Source organism: Brevundimonas sp. UBA2416 (assembly GCF_002343105.1).
Lineage (GTDB): Bacteria > Pseudomonadota > Alphaproteobacteria > Caulobacterales > Caulobacteraceae > Brevundimonas.
The window spans coordinates 266-14,989 of record NZ_DDRM01000031.1 but is presented as its reverse complement, the minus strand read 5'-3'; the positions used below and the strand labels follow the sequence as shown (position 1 = coordinate 14,989).

The 14,724-nt window shown below is 68.9% G+C and carries 18 protein-coding genes and 1 tRNA gene; 7 read left to right on the top strand and 12 right to left on the bottom strand.

Going from position 1 to position 14,724, the window contains the following annotated elements:
• Positions 1–92: 92 nt before the first annotated feature.
• Positions 93–171 (bottom strand) — tRNA-Arg (locus tag B3E43_RS10070).
• Positions 172–337: 166 nt separating this feature from the next.
• Here B3E43_RS10070 and B3E43_RS10065 point away from each other — a divergent pair.
• A complete protein-coding gene (locus tag B3E43_RS10065) occupies positions 338–1,651 on the top strand; it encodes a hypothetical protein (RefSeq protein WP_292029016.1) in 1,314 nt (437 codons plus the stop codon).
• A 136-nt stretch (positions 1,652–1,787) separates the two neighbouring features.
• Here the strand turns inward: B3E43_RS10065 and B3E43_RS10060 are convergent, their stop codons facing one another.
• Together B3E43_RS10060 and B3E43_RS10055 are read right to left on the bottom strand one after the other, a co-directional pair.
• Positions 1,788–2,579 carry an SDR family oxidoreductase gene (locus B3E43_RS10060; RefSeq protein WP_292029015.1) on the bottom strand — a complete coding sequence of 264 codons (792 nt, stop codon included), beginning with the start codon at positions 2,577–2,579 and terminating at the stop codon, positions 1,788–1,790.
• Positions 2,579–2,878 carry a 4a-hydroxytetrahydrobiopterin dehydratase gene (locus B3E43_RS10055; RefSeq protein ID WP_292029014.1) on the bottom strand — a complete coding sequence of 100 codons (300 nt, stop codon included), beginning with the start codon at positions 2,876–2,878 and terminating at the stop codon, positions 2,579–2,581. The genes B3E43_RS10060 and B3E43_RS10055 overlap by 1 nt, the downstream gene beginning before the upstream one ends.
• Before the next feature lie 125 nt (positions 2,879–3,003).
• On the opposite strand from B3E43_RS10055, the gene B3E43_RS10050 reads away from it, so the two are divergent.
• The 6 genes from B3E43_RS10050 to B3E43_RS10025 all read left to right on the top strand — a co-directional run bounded on the left by B3E43_RS10050 (position 3,004) and on the right by B3E43_RS10025 (position 8,060).
• Positions 3,004–3,702 (top strand): Crp/Fnr family transcriptional regulator, encoded by a 699-nt coding sequence (locus B3E43_RS10050; protein WP_292029018.1) that lies wholly within the window; start codon positions 3,004–3,006, stop codon positions 3,700–3,702.
• Between the two features lie 136 nt (positions 3,703–3,838).
• Complete coding sequence (locus B3E43_RS10045; RefSeq protein WP_292029013.1) at positions 3,839–4,453, top strand: hypothetical protein; 615 nt, start codon at positions 3,839–3,841, stop codon at positions 4,451–4,453.
• A gap of 9 nt (positions 4,454–4,462) precedes the next feature.
• Complete coding sequence (locus B3E43_RS10040) at positions 4,463–5,239, top strand: class I SAM-dependent methyltransferase (RefSeq protein WP_292029011.1); 777 nt, start codon at positions 4,463–4,465, stop codon at positions 5,237–5,239.
• On the top strand, positions 5,227–6,822 hold the full coding sequence (ubiB, locus tag B3E43_RS10035) for a 2-polyprenylphenol 6-hydroxylase (RefSeq protein ID WP_292029007.1): 1,596 nt from the start codon (positions 5,227–5,229) through the stop codon (positions 6,820–6,822). The genes B3E43_RS10040 and ubiB overlap by 13 nt, the downstream gene beginning before the upstream one ends.
• Positions 6,823–6,844: 22 nt before the next feature.
• Complete coding sequence (locus B3E43_RS10030; RefSeq protein WP_292029004.1) at positions 6,845–7,297, top strand: hypothetical protein; 453 nt, start codon at positions 6,845–6,847, stop codon at positions 7,295–7,297.
• Between the two features lie 28 nt (positions 7,298–7,325).
• The gene (locus B3E43_RS10025; RefSeq protein ID WP_292029001.1) at positions 7,326–8,060 is read left to right on the top strand and encodes a hypothetical protein; all 735 of its coding nucleotides are present in this window, start codon (positions 7,326–7,328) and stop codon (positions 8,058–8,060) included.
• On the opposite strand, the gene arfB is transcribed toward B3E43_RS10025, so the two are convergent.
• The 9 genes from arfB to B3E43_RS09980 form a co-directional block, all read right to left on the bottom strand.
• Positions 8,057–8,461, bottom strand: coding sequence for an alternative ribosome rescue aminoacyl-tRNA hydrolase ArfB (gene arfB / locus B3E43_RS10020; RefSeq protein ID WP_292028999.1), 405 nt, complete (start codon positions 8,459–8,461; stop codon positions 8,057–8,059). The two genes, B3E43_RS10025 and arfB, sit on opposite strands and share 4 nt — an antisense overlap.
• Entirely contained in the window at positions 8,458–8,922 is a 465-nt protein-coding gene (locus B3E43_RS10015; protein WP_292028996.1) for a YaiI/YqxD family protein, read from the bottom strand. Before B3E43_RS10015 ends, arfB begins: the two co-directional genes overlap by 4 nt.
• Before the next feature lie 127 nt (positions 8,923–9,049).
• The gene (locus B3E43_RS10010; protein ID WP_292028992.1) at positions 9,050–10,414 is read right to left on the bottom strand and encodes an amidohydrolase family protein; all 1,365 of its coding nucleotides are present in this window, start codon (positions 10,412–10,414) and stop codon (positions 9,050–9,052) included.
• Positions 10,414–11,913: an amidohydrolase gene (locus tag B3E43_RS10005; RefSeq protein WP_292028990.1), complete on the bottom strand. Its 1,500-nt coding sequence runs from the start codon at positions 11,911–11,913 to the stop codon at positions 10,414–10,416. The genes B3E43_RS10010 and B3E43_RS10005 overlap by 1 nt, the downstream gene beginning before the upstream one ends.
• 96 nt (positions 11,914–12,009) lie before the next feature.
• A complete protein-coding gene (locus tag B3E43_RS10000; RefSeq protein ID WP_292028987.1) occupies positions 12,010–12,288 on the bottom strand; it encodes a DUF167 family protein in 279 nt (92 codons plus the stop codon).
• 13 nt (positions 12,289–12,301) lie between these two features.
• Positions 12,302–12,676 carry an ammonium transporter gene (locus B3E43_RS09995; protein WP_292028985.1) on the bottom strand — a complete coding sequence of 125 codons (375 nt, stop codon included), beginning with the start codon at positions 12,674–12,676 and terminating at the stop codon, positions 12,302–12,304.
• On the bottom strand, positions 12,673–12,969 hold the full coding sequence (locus B3E43_RS09990) for an autorepressor SdpR family transcription factor (protein WP_292028983.1): 297 nt from the start codon (positions 12,967–12,969) through the stop codon (positions 12,673–12,675). The genes B3E43_RS09995 and B3E43_RS09990 overlap by 4 nt, the downstream gene beginning before the upstream one ends.
• Before the next feature lie 357 nt (positions 12,970–13,326).
• A complete protein-coding gene (locus B3E43_RS09985; protein ID WP_292028980.1) occupies positions 13,327–14,256 on the bottom strand; it encodes an electron transfer flavoprotein subunit alpha/FixB family protein in 930 nt (309 codons plus the stop codon).
• A partial coding sequence (locus tag B3E43_RS09980; protein WP_292028979.1) for an electron transfer flavoprotein subunit beta/FixA family protein occupies positions 14,256–14,724 on the bottom strand: 469 nt, incomplete at its 5' end. The genes B3E43_RS09985 and B3E43_RS09980, both read right to left, overlap by 1 nt.

Below are 14,724 nucleotides of genomic sequence, written 5' to 3'. Positions count from 1 at the left end.
CTGCCGCCAAACAATAGCGCCGGGAGCAGATGCGCAACGGTCTTGCCCTTTCCCGTGCCGTCATACCACGAGGAGCCAAGTCATTGAATTCATGGCACGCCCGAGACGATTCGAACGTCCGGCCCCTGCCTTCGGAGGGCAGTACTCTATCCAGCTGAGCTACGGGTGCGTCTGACGGCGAAACGCCGGACGAAGGGCCTTACAGCAGGAGCGGCCCGCCCTCAATCCCGAATGCGCCCGGCCCCGTCCCGAGGTGCGGCCCGGACCGGTCGATTTGCAGGGTGCGGGCCGGCCCGTCCCGGTCTAGCCTGTCTCCGCTTCGATGATGGAGGTCCCGATGCGCGCCGTTCTGTTCAGCCTGCTGATGCTTGTGGGAGCCTGGGCGACCGCCCCGGACGAGGCGAAGGCCGGCCGTCCCGGCGTGACGCCGGACAGTCTCGACGCCATCGCCGAATCCTATGTCATGCTGATCCTCGACATCGGCGAACTCGAGCCGGGCTATGTGGACGCCTACTATGGGCCGGCCGAGTGGCAGGCGGCGGCCCGGGCGGAGACCGAGACCCCGGCCCAGCTGATCGAGCGCGCCGGCGCCCTGACCGGCCGGCTGGCCGACCTCGACCGCAACGGCGGCATGGCGGGCGCAACGCCGGCGGAGGTTCAGCGGCGCAAATATCTGGCGGCCCATGTCTCGGCGGCTGCGGCGCGGCTGCGGATGATCTCGGGCGAGGTGATGAGTTTCGCCGATGAAGCCGAGGCCCTGTTCGGGATCCGGCCGGAACTGCCGCCGCTGGAGAGTTTCGATCCGGTTCTGGCCGAGATCGACGCCTTGCTGCCCGGCGAAGGCTCACTGACCGACCGGGTGATCGCCTTCCGGGCCGATTTCGTCATCCCGAGGGACCGGTTGCAGCCGGTGATGGATGCCGCCATCGCCGAGTGCCGCCGCCGCACGGCCCTGCATATCGACCTGCCGGCCCATGAGCGTTTCACCCTCAGCTTCGTCGGCGACAAGGTCTGGTCGGGCTACAACTACTATCTGGGTGACGCCGCCAGCCGGATCGAGATCAACGCCGACCTGCCGATCTATACCGAGCGGGCGATCGATCTGGGTTGCCACGAGGGCTATCCCGGCCATCACGTCTATAACGCCCTGCTGGAACAGACCTTCGTGCGCGAGCGGGGCTGGGTCGAGATGAGCGTCTATCCGCTGTTCTCGCCCATGTCCTTCGTCGCCGAGGGCAGCGCCAACTACGGCATCGACCTGGCCTTCCCGGGCGATGAGGGACTGGCCTATGAGCGGGATGTGCTGTTCCCCCTGGCCGGCCTCGACCCGTCCACGACCGGCCGCAAGGCCCGGCTCGGCGCACTGATGCGGCAGCTGGCGCGGGCGGAATACACGATCGCCGACGCCTATCTGGCCGGGCGGATCGACCGGGCCGAGGCGACCCGGCTGCTCATGCGCTATATCCTGTTCAGCGAGGCGCGGGCGGCCCAGCGGGTGCGGTTCATCGACGTCAACCGCAGCTATGTCATCAACTACGGTCTCGGCCGCGACGTGGTCCAGGCCTGGGTCGAGCGGCAGGGCCCGGACCGGTGGCAAGGCATGGAGACGCTGCTGGCGAGCCAGATCCTGCCGGTGGATCTGATGGAGTGAAGGGGTGGCTAGTGGCTAGTGATTAGTGGCTGGCCGGCACCTGGGCGATGGCGCGGATTGCGCCGCCCTTCCGCGATCAGGGAAGCCTCAATCATTAGCCACTAGCCACTAGCCACTAGCCACTGGCGACACCGCCTCACTGCGCCAGCATGCCGCCGTCGATCTTGAACTCGGTTCCGGTGACGAATTTGGATTCGTCGGAGGCGAGGTAGAGGACGCAGTACGCCACGTCGTCGGGCTCGCCGATCCGCTTCAGGGGGATGCCGCGGCTCAGGCGCTCGTGGGCCTTGGTCTCGTCGCCGCCGGCCATGGCGATGAAGGGGTCGAGGATGGGGGTCTTGATGAAGACCGGGTGGACCGAGTTGCAGCGGACGTTCCACTCCATCTTGGCGGCCTCGAGCGCGACGGTCTTGGTGTACATCCAGACGCCCGCCTTGGTGGCGTTGTAGGCGCCCATGCCCGGGGCGGCGGCGAGGCCGGCGATCGAGGAGATGTTGATGATCGAGGCCGGCGCCGAGGCGCGCAGGTGGGGCATGGCGTGTTTGCAGCCCAGCATGATCGACAGCAGGTTGATCTCGAACTGACGCTGCCAGGAGGCGACCGTGTCCTGTTCGACGAAGGTCAGGCCGTCGCCGACGCCGGCGTTGTTGACCAGGATGGACAGGCCGCCCATCGCCGTGACGGCGCCGTCGATGACCGAGACCCACTGGTCCTCTTTCGCGACGTCATGCTGGAAGGCGAAGGCCGCGCCGGGGAGCTCGGCGTTGATCGCTTCGGCGAGCGTCCGCGCGCCCTCCAGATTGACGTCGGTGACGGCGACCTTCGCGCCCTCGCGCGCCAGCATCCAGGCCATGGCCTCGCCCAGCCCGCCGGCCGCGCCGGTGATCAGGGCCTGTTTGCCCGCGACGCGTCCCGCCTTGCCCGTCATCATTTCGCTCCCAGCCCGGCCGCGGCCGTGTCGATGAACCGCGCCATGTCGATATCCCTCTGTGTGACGCCGTCCGCGTCGTGGGTGGTCAGCAGAACCTCGACCCGGTTGTAGACGTTCGACCATTCCGGATGGTGGTCGACCTTGTCGGCCAGCAGGGCGATGCGGGTCATGAAGCCGAAGGCGGCGTTGAAATCGGCGAAGGTCAGGCTGCGGGTGATCGCGGGGCGGTCGCCCGCATGCGCGCGCCACAGCGGCAGGCCTTTCAGAGCTTCCGCAACGTCAATCCGGTCGGCCATGGCGTCCTCCTGTGCCCCCTCGCCGTATCGCGCCCGCCGGGGGTCCACAAGCGGTACGGAACGCGCGGTGAAGCTTTGGCGTTACCCAGCGTAACCATTCACGGCGGGAGTCGACCTTGGACAATATGTGGATCGCCGCCCTGGCGCTCGCCGACCGGCGCAGGATCGAACCCCATCTGCATGAGCGGCCCTTCGAACAGGGCCAGATGCTCTACGACGCCGGCGAGGCGGTCGAGGAGGTCTGGTTCCCGATGAGCGGGGTGGTGTCGCTGATGACCATCCTCGACGACGACCGGATGATCGAGACCGCCGCTATCGGCCGGGAGGGTCTGGTCGGCGTCACCTGCGGGCCGATGAACGCCCGCGCCGCCAGCCGGGCCATCGCCCAGGTCGAGGGCGTTTCCGCCTGCTGTCCCGCGGACGTCTTCGCCGACGCCCTGCAGGAGAGCGAGGCGATGCGCGTGGCGTTGGCCAAATTCACCGAAAGCCTGTTCGCCCAGGTCCAGCAGACCGCGGCCTGCAACGCCCAACACCGGCTGGACGAGCGGCTGGCGCGCTGGCTGCTGACCATCCACGACCGCGCTGAGAGCGACCGTTTCGACCTGACCCAGGCGGACATCGCCGGGATGCTGGGCGTACGCCGCGCCACGGTGTCCGAGGTGGGAACGCTTCTGGTCGACAAGGGGCTGATCCGCCGCGGCCGCGGCTGGGTCGAGGTCACCGACCGCAAGGCGCTGGAAGCCGCCGCCTGCGGTTGCTACGGCGCGATCCGCAGCCTGATGAAGGATCTCGGGGTGCCGCGCCCGAAAGCCGGGGCTCACTAACGGCTTTTCAAGCGGACATTTTCCGACGAACCTTGCAGACATGACAGCGCCGTCGCCCGAAAGTCGTCCACCCCGCCCCCTCATGCCCTCGGTACGTTGGCGTCGATGGGCTCCGCGTGCGGTGTTCGAAAGCCTGTTGATCGTCTTTTCCCTGATCCTGGCCCTGGGCCTGACCGATTGGGCGGAGGACCGGCGGACCGCCGAGCGGGTTCGGGAGGCGCGGGCCTATCTGGTGGCCGAGATCGCCGCCAATCGCGCGCTCCTGGTCGATGACCAGTACCTGCCCCACCACCGGCGGCTGAACAGCCTGTTCAGACAGGCGTCCGATGCCGAACGCCCGACACAACAACAGGCGATGCCGGTGTTTCAGGCCCTGTTCGAAACCGGCATCCACGTTGCGCCGCTGAGGGATGCGGTCTGGCGCAGCGCCTCGTCCAGCGGGCTGACGGCCAAGATGCCCCTGACCGAGGTATTCCTGCTCTCGGACATCTATCGTCAGCAGGAGCAACTCGGGCGGATGAGCGAAACCTTTGTAACCGGCATCCCGGCCTTGCTGGCCGGTCTTGAGAACGGTACGGGCGTCAAGGCGGCACTGACAGCCGTCAATCTGCATCTGGGCGACATCACCGCCTCGGAGGCCGGTCTGATCCGCCAGTATGACGCGGCCCTTGCCCGGCTCGATCCCGATGGAAGGCTGCGTCGCGAGGCCGCGACCCCGAGGCCCGGTGACGGCAGGGCGACGACGCGCTAGACCGCGCCCATGACCGACGCCTCCGCACCGACCGGCAAGACCTCATCCTTCGGCTTTCGCGACGTCGACGCGAAGGAGAAGGTGCAGCTGGTTCGCGGCGTGTTCGACAGCGTGGCCTCCAGCTACGACCTGATGAACGATCTGATGAGCGGCGGCGTGCATCGGCTCTGGAAGGATGCGGCGGCGGCGAAGCTGAATCCGCGGCCGGGCGAAACCATCCTCGACGTCGCAGGCGGCACCGGCGACATGGCGCGACGCTATGCGAAGATGGCGCGGGCGGCCCAGGAGCGGCGGGGGGGCGAGGACGCCTCGGTTATCGTCCTGGACTACAACGCCGAAATGATCATGGCCGGCGTCCAGAAGGGCGGCGAGCCGGAGATGCAGTGGTCAGTCGGCGACGCCATGGCCCTGCCGCTGCCGGACGCCTCGGTCGACGCCTATTCGATCAGTTTCGGCATCCGCAATGTGGCCGACATTCCCCAGGCCCTGCGTGAGGCGCGGCGGGTGCTGAAGCCCGGCGGGCGGTTCCTGTGCCTGGAGTTTTCGCGGCCGACGGCCTCGGCGATCCGCAAGGCCTATGACGCCTGGTCGTTCCACGCCATTCCGCGCATCGGCGGCTGGGTCGCGGGCGATCGGGACAGCTATCAGTATCTGGTCGAGAGCATCCGCCGCTTCCCCGACCAGCCGACCTTCAAGCGCATGATCGAGGACGCGGGCTTCAGCCGCGTGACCGTGACCAATCTGTCGGGCGGGGTGGCCGCCATCCATCACGGGTGGGCGATCTGACCAATCCCGCCGACTACAAGACGGCGCCGCCGCCGCCGCCGACCGAACCGGTGCGCCGCCCGGTCGAGGCGACCCTGCGTCTGCTCGGCTGGGCCTGGGTGCTGGTGCGCCACGACGCCCTCGCGCCGCGCGAGATCACGCCCCTGCTGCCGGTGTGGATCCGCTGGCTGGCGCATCTGCTGCATGCCTTCGCCGGCAAGGAGGGCCGCGAGGGCCGGCCGGGTCAGCGACTGGGCAAGGCGTTCGAACATCTGGGGCCGGTGGCCATCAAACTGGGACAGGTGCTGGCCACCCGCGCCGACATCTTCGGCATCGAGTTCGCGCGCGATCTGGGTCGGCTGAAGGACGCGCTGGAGCCCTTCCCGGTGGATCAGGCCCGGCGCGAGATCGAGCGGTCTCTGGGCCGGCCGGTCGAGGCCCTGTTCACCGATTTCGGCCCGCCCGTCGCGGCGGCGTCGCTGGCCCAGGCTCATCCGGCCTGGCTGGCGGACGGGCGCAAGGTGGCGGTCAAGGTGCTGCGGCCCGGCGTAGAGCGGCGCGTGGCGCAGGGGCTGGACTCCATGCGGCTGGCGGCGCGGCTGGCGGTGCGGTTCGTGCCGCTGGCGCGGCGGCTGGAGCCCTCGGCCTTCGTCGAGACCATCGCCCGGGCCTTGCAGCTGGAGCTGGACATGCGGCTGGAGGCGGCGGCCGCCTCCGAGCTGAAGGACATCATGGACAAGGACGTCGGGGTCGGCGGTCACATGACCGCGCCGGCGGTGATCTGGGACGGGGTCGGCAAGCGGGTGCTGACGCTGGAATGGGCGCCGGGCATGGCCATGACCGACCCCGCCGCCGCCGATCAGCCGGGGCTGGACAAGAACGCCCTGGCCGACAACGTCGTGCGCGCCTTCCTGACCCAGGCGCTGGATCACGGGACCTTCCACGCCGACCTGCATGAGGGAAATCTGTTCTGCCATGCGCCGGCGGAGCTGACGGCGATCGATTTCGGCATCGTCGGCCGCTTGGGGCCGGCCGAGCGGCGCTATCTGGCGGAAATCCTCTGGGGCTTCCTGAGCCGCGACTATGACCGCATCAGCCGGGTGCATTTCGAGGCCGGATACGTGCCGCCCGAGCATTCGGTCGAGGCCTTCGCCCAGGCCCTGCGCGCGGTCGGCGAGCCGGTCATCGGCAAGGCGGCGTCCCAGGTGTCCATGGGCCGGCTGCTGGGCCAGTTGTTCGAGATCACCGACCTGTTCGACATGCATCTGCGGCCCGAACTGATCCTGCTGCAGAAGACCATGGTCTCGGTCGAGGGGGTCGCGCGGCGGCTGAATCCCGATCACGATCTGTGGGCCGCGGCCGCCCCGGTGGTGGAGCGCTGGATCCGCCGTGAACTGGGCCCGCAGGCCCAGGTCCGCGACGCGATTGAGGAAATCCGCGCCACCCTGAAGGCGCTGGCGCGACTGGCGCAGAATCCGCCGCAGCCGCAGACGGTGGTCATTCGCGAGGCGCATACGCCTGCGTGGGTGGTTGTCTGTGTCACGCTTGCCATGACCGCGGCGGCGGCCGCCCTTGTTCTGTCGCTTTGGCCCTCCATCGTCTGATCCAGTATTTGGAGACGACCCCATGAAGCCGCTTTTGATCGCCGCCGCCCTGTTGCTCGTTCCCGTCGCGGCCCCGACGGCCGCTTTGGCTCAGGTCGCCGCCGCGACGATGCCCAACAGTTTTGACGCGCCCGCTCCGACCGCGCGCGCCGCCGCCCCGGCTATCGCGGCGGCTCCGACGCCCGCCAATCCCCGGGCCGAGGAAGTGCTGCGCGAGATCATCGCCGGCGCCCAGGCGGGCACCATCGACTATTCGTTGATGAGCGATGATCTGGCCGCCCGCATCCGGAGCCAGGAAGCCGCCATCCGTCCCCTGATCGAGGGTTTCGGACCGGTCCAGGCCGTTGATTTCATGGCCAGCCAGGATGGCGCGGACCTGTTCGCCGTGACCTTCAGCAATGCCGCGACCCAGTGGGTGATCGGCTTCAACGAAACCGACAAGGTCGCCGCCCTGCTGTTCCGCCCCGCGGAGTAGCGTCCCGTCCTTCCAGCTGGAGATCGCCATGCGCGACCGTCACGCCGCGGCGAAGCCGTCTACCCGTTCCGGTGCGCGATCGCTCGGGCTGGGCCTGCTCTGCGCCGCCGCCCTGTCCGGCTGCGCCGGTCCCGGTATGGGGCCGGGCGGTCCGTTGGGCGGTCCCGCCGAGACCCGGCCCGTGCCACCGGCCCTGTTCGTCAGCCCGTTCGGCGAGGTTTTCAGGGGGGCGCCGGGCGGAGACTGGCCGGTTGGAAACTGGTTCCGGGGCGCGGACGCCAATCTGGACGGCGCGTTGACGTACGAGGAATTCGCCGCTGACGGTGGTCGGTGGTTCGATCGTCTCGACACCGACCGCGACGGCCGACTGGGGCAGGCCGAGCTGTGGGCCTATGAGGCCAGCCTGAGTGAACCGGGCGGCGGCATGGGTCCCGGCGGAGGCGCCCGCGCAGCCGGACCCCGGCCGAGCGGGGCAGCCCTGGGCCTCGCCCCGCCCCAGACCGGCGGCGGAAGCAATATCCGGCGGCGCGGCGGGCCACGCGGGCCCCAGGGTTATGGGATCGTGGCCGAGGCCGGCTTCTTCAACCTGCCCCAGCCGGTCAAGGCCGCCGATGTGAACGTCGACCAGCGAGTCACGGCCGAGGAATGGACGGCGGCGACCCAGCGCTGGTTCCTGGCGCTGGATACGGACCGCGACGGCCGGTTGACGCTGGCCAGCCTCCCGAAGACCCCCCTGCAACTGCGGGCCGAGGCGCGGCGCTAGTCTTCAGAGCCGGGGCGACCGCGTCCGCTCTTGATCGTCGAGCGTTTCGCCTTGCCCTCCAGCCGCCGCTCCTTCGAGGCGCGGGTGGGCTTTGTCGGCACGCGATAGACCGGGGCGACCGAGGCCTTGTCGACCAATCCCTGCAGCCGTTCGATGGCGTCGGCGCGGTTGCGTTCCTGGGTGCGATAGCGGACGGCGGTGATCAGGATGACGCCGTCCAGCGTCAGCCGACTGCCCGCCAGCTTCATCAGCCGCGCCCGCACCGGCTCGGTCAGGGACGGTGAATTGCGGGCGTCGAACCGCATCTGCACCGCGGTCGAGACCTTGTTGACGTTCTGCCCACCCGGCCCGCCGGCGCGGAAGAAGCGGAATTCCAGTTCGCTTTCCGGGATGACGGTCACCGGACCACCCGTTTGGCCCGGACCACGGCCTGGTCCAGCGCCTGCAGGAAGGCGGAGCGGTCCTTCGGTCCGAACGGCGGCGGGCCCGAGGTGGCGACGCCCATGGACCGCAGATGCTCGCCGACCATCCGTCCGGCCAGGGCCGAGCCGATCGAGTCGGGGGTGAAAGGCTGGCCGTTGGCCTTCAAGGCCTGCGCCCCGGCCTTGAGGCAGCGGTCGGCCAGCGGAATGTCGGCGGTGATGACGATGTCGCCCGGCCCCGCCCGTTCGGCGATCCAGTCATCGGCGATGTCCGGGCCGGCGTCGACGACGACCTGCTCGATCCATTTCTCGCGCGGGGTGTTGATCCAGCTGTTCGAGACCACGAAAACATGCAGGCCGTAGCGCGCCGCCACGCGATAGACCTCGTCCTTCACCGGACAGGCGTCGGCGTCGATGAAGAGGCGGGGGGAAGCGGACATTGAGGAGGGATGAGGGATTAGGGATGAGGGATGAGGAAGGACGGACCGCTCATACCTCGAGCGCCAGACGCATGGAACCTGACCCCTTATCGCGGTTCCTTTCCCCTAATCCCTCATCCCTCATCCCTTACCGGCTATACGCCGGCGGCATCGCCCCCTCGCCGCCGTCGCGGTAGCGGTCGCGGAGCAGGAACTGGCGGCTGGTCGGGGCCTGTTCGGCGCCGCCGATGAAGATGGTCTCAGCGTTGCTGAGCGGCTCCAGCGGGTCGCCGGACCAGATCACCACATCGGCGGCCGCGCCGGCGCGCAGTTCGCCGAACTGGCCGGCCATGCCGAAGATGCGGGCCGGATTGACGGTGATGGCCTCGATGGCGGCGTCATAGGGCAGGCCGTGCGAGACCGCGTTGCCGGCGTTGTAGCGGGTCTCGCGGACCCGGTGGGAGCCGTCATTGCCCTTGATGGCGATGACCACGCCCGCCGCGTCGAGAACGGCCGCGTTCTGCATCCGCGCCGCCCGGGTCTCGAGGTTGCCCGGCAGGTTGGAGATCGGGTTGAGCAGGACGGGTACGCTGGCGGCGGCGATCTGGTCGGCGACCAGCCAGCCTTCCTCGGCGCCGTCGAGGATGATGCGGACCCCTTCCTCGCGGGCGAGGCGCAGGACCTGCTGGATGTCGGCGGCGCGGCGCACGGTGACGATCAGGGGCATGGTCCCGTTGGCGACGGGGATCAGGGCCTCGAGATCGGCGCGCGACAGGCTGAGATCGCGCAGGCCGGCGCGATGATAGGCGGCGCGGTTGCGGGCGTAGAGGCGGACCTCGGCCAGGGTTTCCTTGAACTGGGTGAACTGGGCCCCGCGGGCGCCGCCGGCGATGCCGGCTCCGGCCTCGCCGAAGGGAGCGACCATGGCGACGCGCGACCTGACCAGGATGTCGGTCCCGGCCGCCAGATGGATGATGGCCGCCTGTCCGGCGAACAGGCCGGGTGACTGCAGGCCGCCATGGCCGACGCCGGCGAAATCGCTGTCGTCATGGGCATGGCCGCCGCCCCCGCCGCCCGGATGGCCGGGGACGACGACGGCGCGGGTGATGCCGCCGAGGCGGGCCACCGGCAGGGTGAAGGACCAGGGATCGAGGCCGTAGCTGACGTCGAACGAGGCGCTGATGGTGTTGGCGCCGTTGGTCAGGTCGTCCGAGCCGCCGACGGAGGAGATCTCGGACCCGCCGAGGCCGCTGTCGACCGCGACGAAGCCGGGCGAAACGACCTTGCCGCGGGCGTCGATGATGCGGGCGCCCGTGGGCGCGGCGCCGGTCCCGACCGAGACGACCCGGCCGTTCTGGATCACGACGGTGCCGTTCTCGATCACAGACGTGCCGGTCAGCACCCGGCCGCCGGTGATGGCGGTCAGGGTCTGGGCGAGGGCGGGGGTGGCGACGGCGGCCATGCCAAGTATTGCGGGAATGGCGGCGCCGAGGATGAGGCTCTTGAGGCGCATCAGCGGGCTCCCTGCAGGACGTTGGCGGCCGGAAGGCCGAAGCCGGGCTGGCCCAGTTCGAAGTCGGACAGGGGCTGGTAGGCCGGGTTCATGCGGTCGAAGGCCAGGCCGCCGTCGATGAAGACCTGGTCGGCGCGGGCATAGACGCTGAACGGATTGGCGCTCCAGATCACCACGTCGGCGCGCTTGCCGGCCTCCAGCGAGCCGGTCTGGTCGGCGATGCCGAGCGAACGGGCTGCATTGAGGGTGATCCAGCTGATCGCCCGCTCTTCGGAGATGTTCATACCGATGCGGCGGCCGGCGGCCAGGGCGGCGGCGGCCTCCTGGTTGAGGCGCTGGGTCAGTTCGGCGTCGTCGGAGTGGATGACGGCGCAGGAGCCCGCAGGTGCGTCCACGAGGGCGGCGTTGGCCTCGACCGCGTCGAGCGCCTCCATCTTGAAGCCCCACCAGCCGGTCCACATGTCGGCGCAGATGCCTTCACGGGCCAGCAGGGGCGCGATCTTGTAGGCCTCGATGGCGTGGTGGAAGGCGGTGATCTCATAGCCGAACTCATTGGCGATATCGATCATCACCGCCATTTCGTCGGCGCGGTAGCAGTGGTTCTGGATCAGGACCGAACCGTCCAGCACGCCCGCCAGGGTCTCGAGCTGCAGGTTGCGGGTCGGGGGCGAGCCCTCGCCGTCCTCACGCCACTTGTCCCATTTGGCCTTGTACTCGCGGGCCGCGATGAAGGCGGCGCGATAGCCGGCGACATTGCCCATGCCGGTGGCCGGCGAGCTGTTGCGGCCGCCGTAGACGCGCGAGGGGTTCTCACCACAGGCCATCTTCAGGCCGTAGGGGGCGCCGGGCATCTTCATGCCCTGCATGGTCACCGACGGGATGTTGCGGACGGTGACGCCGCGGCCGCCGAACAGATTGGCCGAGCCGGGCAGGATCTGGAGGGTGGTCACGCCACCGGCGCGGGCGGCGTTGAAGCCGGGGTCCTGGGGCCAGATCGAATGTTCGGCCCAGACCTGGGCGGTGTTCGGGTTGGTGGCCTCATTGCCATCGCTCATCCCCGATACGCCGGGCGAGGGATAGACGCCGAGGTGGCTGTGGACGTCGATGATGCCCGGGGTCACGAACCGGCCGCGGGCGTCGACGACGCGGTAGCCGGCGGGAACGGGGGTCGAGGCATCGCCGACCGCGGCGACCTTGCCGTCGGTGACGATGACGACGCCGTTCTCGATCTTCTGGCCGGCGCCGGTGAAGACCGTGCCGCCGACGATGGCCATGTTCTCGCGCGGCAGGCCGCGATAGGTCGACGGGAAGGGGTCAGGATTGGAGGCCTGGTCGAGACCGCGCGCCAGCGGCTGCCGCGCCTCGGCGCTGGACGAACCGTCGGCGGCGGGCGCTTCATCGTCGCCGCCCATGGTGGCGCAGGCCGAAAGGGCCAGTGAACCCGCCAGTACGCAGGCGAGGGTGGCGAGGCTGGAGCCCCGCAAGGCGTGGAATCTCATCGGACGCTCCCCTGAGACGCCCGGGCCCGCGAGTGGGGGGCGTACGTCGGGGCGGATTACAAAAGGGTCCGGCGTGATCCGTCAAAGCCGGAAACATTACAGATCGGTAAGGCGGGCTTTCGCTTCGTCTTCGGACAGTCCCTCGATCACCAGAATCTTCGTCCGGGATTGCCCGCCACGCTGGACGGAGACGGCCGATCGGGGCAGTCCGAGCGCCTTTGCGAGCAACCGGACAAGGGCCTCGTTCGCCTCACCCTCGATCGGCCGGGCCCGCACCCGGACCTTGAGGACGGGCCGCCCCTCGGCGTCCGCGTCCCAGCCGTCGATGCGGTCAGAGGCGGCGCCGGGGGTCAGTTTTACGGCGAGACGCGCCATGAGGCTTGCCTGATCAGGCGGGTTTCGCCCGGCCCCTCAGCGACAGGCAATAGAAGAAGGTCACCGCGATCCCGAGCATGATCGCGCCGCAGCCGCCGATCAACGCCACCTCGGTTGGAGCGAAGGCCCACAGGCCGGCATAGACCAGCCCGCTGAGCGCCATGGACCAGCCGCCTACCCGTTGGGCCTGCCGGGCGCGGGGGCCGGGCGCGATGGTCTTGGGCATCCGGTTTCCAAACCAGGCGACCATGAGACCGGTCGCGCCGAGGACCAGCCGGGTGACCGTGTCCGCGTCGATATAGCCGAGGTTGCGAGCCCCGGTCGCGCCGAGCGCCAGCACGATGATGCCGACGCCCCAGCCGAGGTCCGCGATCACTTGCTTCTTCATTTTGCAGGCTCCTTTTCGGGCTCCGACGCTTCCGCGCCGAGGCCGAATGAATGGACGAAGCCCAGCAGCGCTTCCTCGAGCACCGAGAGCTTCAGATGATAGATGACGGACTTGCCGGCCTTCTCGGCGTGAACCAGGTCGGCCTCCTTCAGCACCGCGAAATGGGCTGACATGGTGGGTTTGGAGACATCGAACTGATCGCTGAGCTCACCCGCGCTCATCGGCCCCTTCTGCAACAGCTGCAGCACGCGGCGGCGGGTGGGATCGGAGAGGGCCCTGAAAACCTGACTCATGCTGAGACGTTTAGCTAATCGTCGAAATGAGTCAAGAGGCTTTGCTTCGGACAGGATCGGCGCGCGCCTGCTCCTTTGTCCGGAAGCTTCTCGCTTGTCATCCCGGCCGAAGCGAAGCGAAGAGCCGGGACGCTCGCGCCACCCCAGACATTCTTCCCGGACAGCCCTCTTGGGCTGAGCCGGGAGACAGGTTGAGGTCACACCGGTGGTGACTCTTTCAAACAGCCGTTCCGAGGCAGCCCTTCTTCCGGCTCAGCCCTGCGGGCTGTCCGGAAGCGATGGTTTCACCGCGCGGGCCGTCCCGGATCGCCGCTTTGCGGCGTCCGGGATGACAATAGGGTCGTGGGTAAGAAGGCCTTAGCCCAGCGCCTTCATCAGCTCCGGCACAACCGTCTTGTAGTCGCCGACGATGCCGTAGTCCGCGACCTGGAAGATCGGGGCGTCGGCGTCCTTGTTGATGGCGACGATGACCTTGGAGTCCTTCATCCCGGCCAGGTGCTGGATGGCCCCCGAGATGCCGATGGCGATGTAGAGGGCCGGGGCGACGACCTTGCCGGTCTGGCCGACCTGGTAGTCGTTGGGGGCATAGCCGGCGTCGACGGCGGCGCGCGAGGCGCCCACGGCGGCGCCCAGACGGTCAGCCAGCGGGTCCATGACGGCGTGGAATTCCTCGGCGGAACCGAGGGCCCGGCCGCCGGAGACGACAATCTTCGCCGCGCCGAGTTCCGGACGGTCCGACTTGACCATTTCCTCGCTGACGAAGGCGGCCTTGCCGGCGTCGGCGCCCGCGACGGTCTCGACCCTGGCCGAGCCGCCTTCAGCGGCGGCGTCGAAACTGGTCGGACGGACGGTGATGATCTTCTTGCCATCCGACGACTGCACGGTCTCCAGCGCGTTGCCGGCGTAGATCGGGCGCACGAAGGTGTCGTTGGAGACGACTTCGACGATGTCCGAGATCGGGGCGACATCCAGTTTCGCGGCGATGCGCGGCATGAAATTCTTGCCGTCGGTGGTGGCCGGCGAAAGGATGGCGTCATAGCCGCCCGCGAGGCCGACCACGGTCGCCTCGACGGCCTCGGCCAGCTGCTGACCCAGACCGGCGCTTTCGGCCAGCAGCACCTTGCGCACGCCGGCGATCTTCGCGGCGGCATCGGCGGCGGCCTTCGAGCCCTGGCCGATGACGAGGATATCGACGTCGCCCGACAGCTTCAGCGCGGCGGTGACGGTCTTGTGGGTGGTGTCGCGGACGGATTCTCCGTCGCGGTCAGCGATAACGAGAACGGCCATTACAGGACCCCCGCAGTCTTGAGCTTGGAAACCAGTTCGGCGGCGTCCGCCACCTTGATCCCGGCCGAGCGCGTCGGCGGGGCCGTGACCTTCTTCACCGTCAGACGCGGCGCCGTGTCGACGCCATAGTCGGCGACCGCCTTGACCGCGATCTCCTTCTTCTTGGCCTTCATGATGTTGGGCAGGGAGGCGTAGCGCGGGGTGTTGAGGCGCAGGTCCACCGAGACCACGGCGGGCAGGGTGGCGGCGACCGTCTGAAGGCCGCCGTCGACCTCGCGGGTCACGGTCGCCTTGCCGCCGCCGATGACGATCTTGCCGGCGAAGGTGGCCTGGGGCCAGTCGAGCAGGGCGGCCAGCATCTGGCCGACCGCATTGTTGTCGCCGTCGATCGACTGTTTGCCCAGCAGGACCAGATCCGGCTTCTCCTCGTCGACCACCGCCTTGAGCAGTTTGGCGACGGCCAGCGGC

Coding starts and splice junctions, on each gene's coding strand:
- B3E43_RS10065 (WP_292029016.1), top strand. CDS start 338: ATGCGCGCCGTTCTGTTCAGCCTGCTGATGCTTGTGGGAGCCTGGGCG.
- B3E43_RS10060 (WP_292029015.1), bottom strand. CDS start 2,579: ATGACGGGCAAGGCGGGACGCGTCGCGGGCAAACAGGCCCTGATCACC.
- B3E43_RS10055 (WP_292029014.1), bottom strand. CDS start 2,878: ATGGCCGACCGGATTGACGTTGCGGAAGCTCTGAAAGGCCTGCCGCTG.
- B3E43_RS10050 (WP_292029018.1), top strand. CDS start 3,004: ATGTGGATCGCCGCCCTGGCGCTCGCCGACCGGCGCAGGATCGAACCC.
- B3E43_RS10040 (WP_292029011.1), top strand. CDS start 4,463: ATGACCGACGCCTCCGCACCGACCGGCAAGACCTCATCCTTCGGCTTT.
- B3E43_RS10030 (WP_292029004.1), top strand. CDS start 6,845: ATGAAGCCGCTTTTGATCGCCGCCGCCCTGTTGCTCGTTCCCGTCGCG.
- B3E43_RS10025 (WP_292029001.1), top strand. CDS start 7,326: ATGCGCGACCGTCACGCCGCGGCGAAGCCGTCTACCCGTTCCGGTGCG.
- B3E43_RS10015 (WP_292028996.1), bottom strand. CDS start 8,922: ATGTCCGCTTCCCCCCGCCTCTTCATCGACGCCGACGCCTGTCCGGTG.
- B3E43_RS10010 (WP_292028992.1), bottom strand. CDS start 10,414: ATGCGCCTCAAGAGCCTCATCCTCGGCGCCGCCATTCCCGCAATACTT.
- B3E43_RS10005 (WP_292028990.1), bottom strand. CDS start 11,913: ATGAGATTCCACGCCTTGCGGGGCTCCAGCCTCGCCACCCTCGCCTGC.
- B3E43_RS10000 (WP_292028987.1), bottom strand. CDS start 12,288: ATGGCGCGTCTCGCCGTAAAACTGACCCCCGGCGCCGCCTCTGACCGC.
- B3E43_RS09995 (WP_292028985.1), bottom strand. CDS start 12,676: ATGAAGAAGCAAGTGATCGCGGACCTCGGCTGGGGCGTCGGCATCATC.
- B3E43_RS09990 (WP_292028983.1), bottom strand. CDS start 12,969: ATGAGTCAGGTTTTCAGGGCCCTCTCCGATCCCACCCGCCGCCGCGTG.
- B3E43_RS09985 (WP_292028980.1), bottom strand. CDS start 14,256: ATGGCCGTTCTCGTTATCGCTGACCGCGACGGAGAATCCGTCCGCGAC.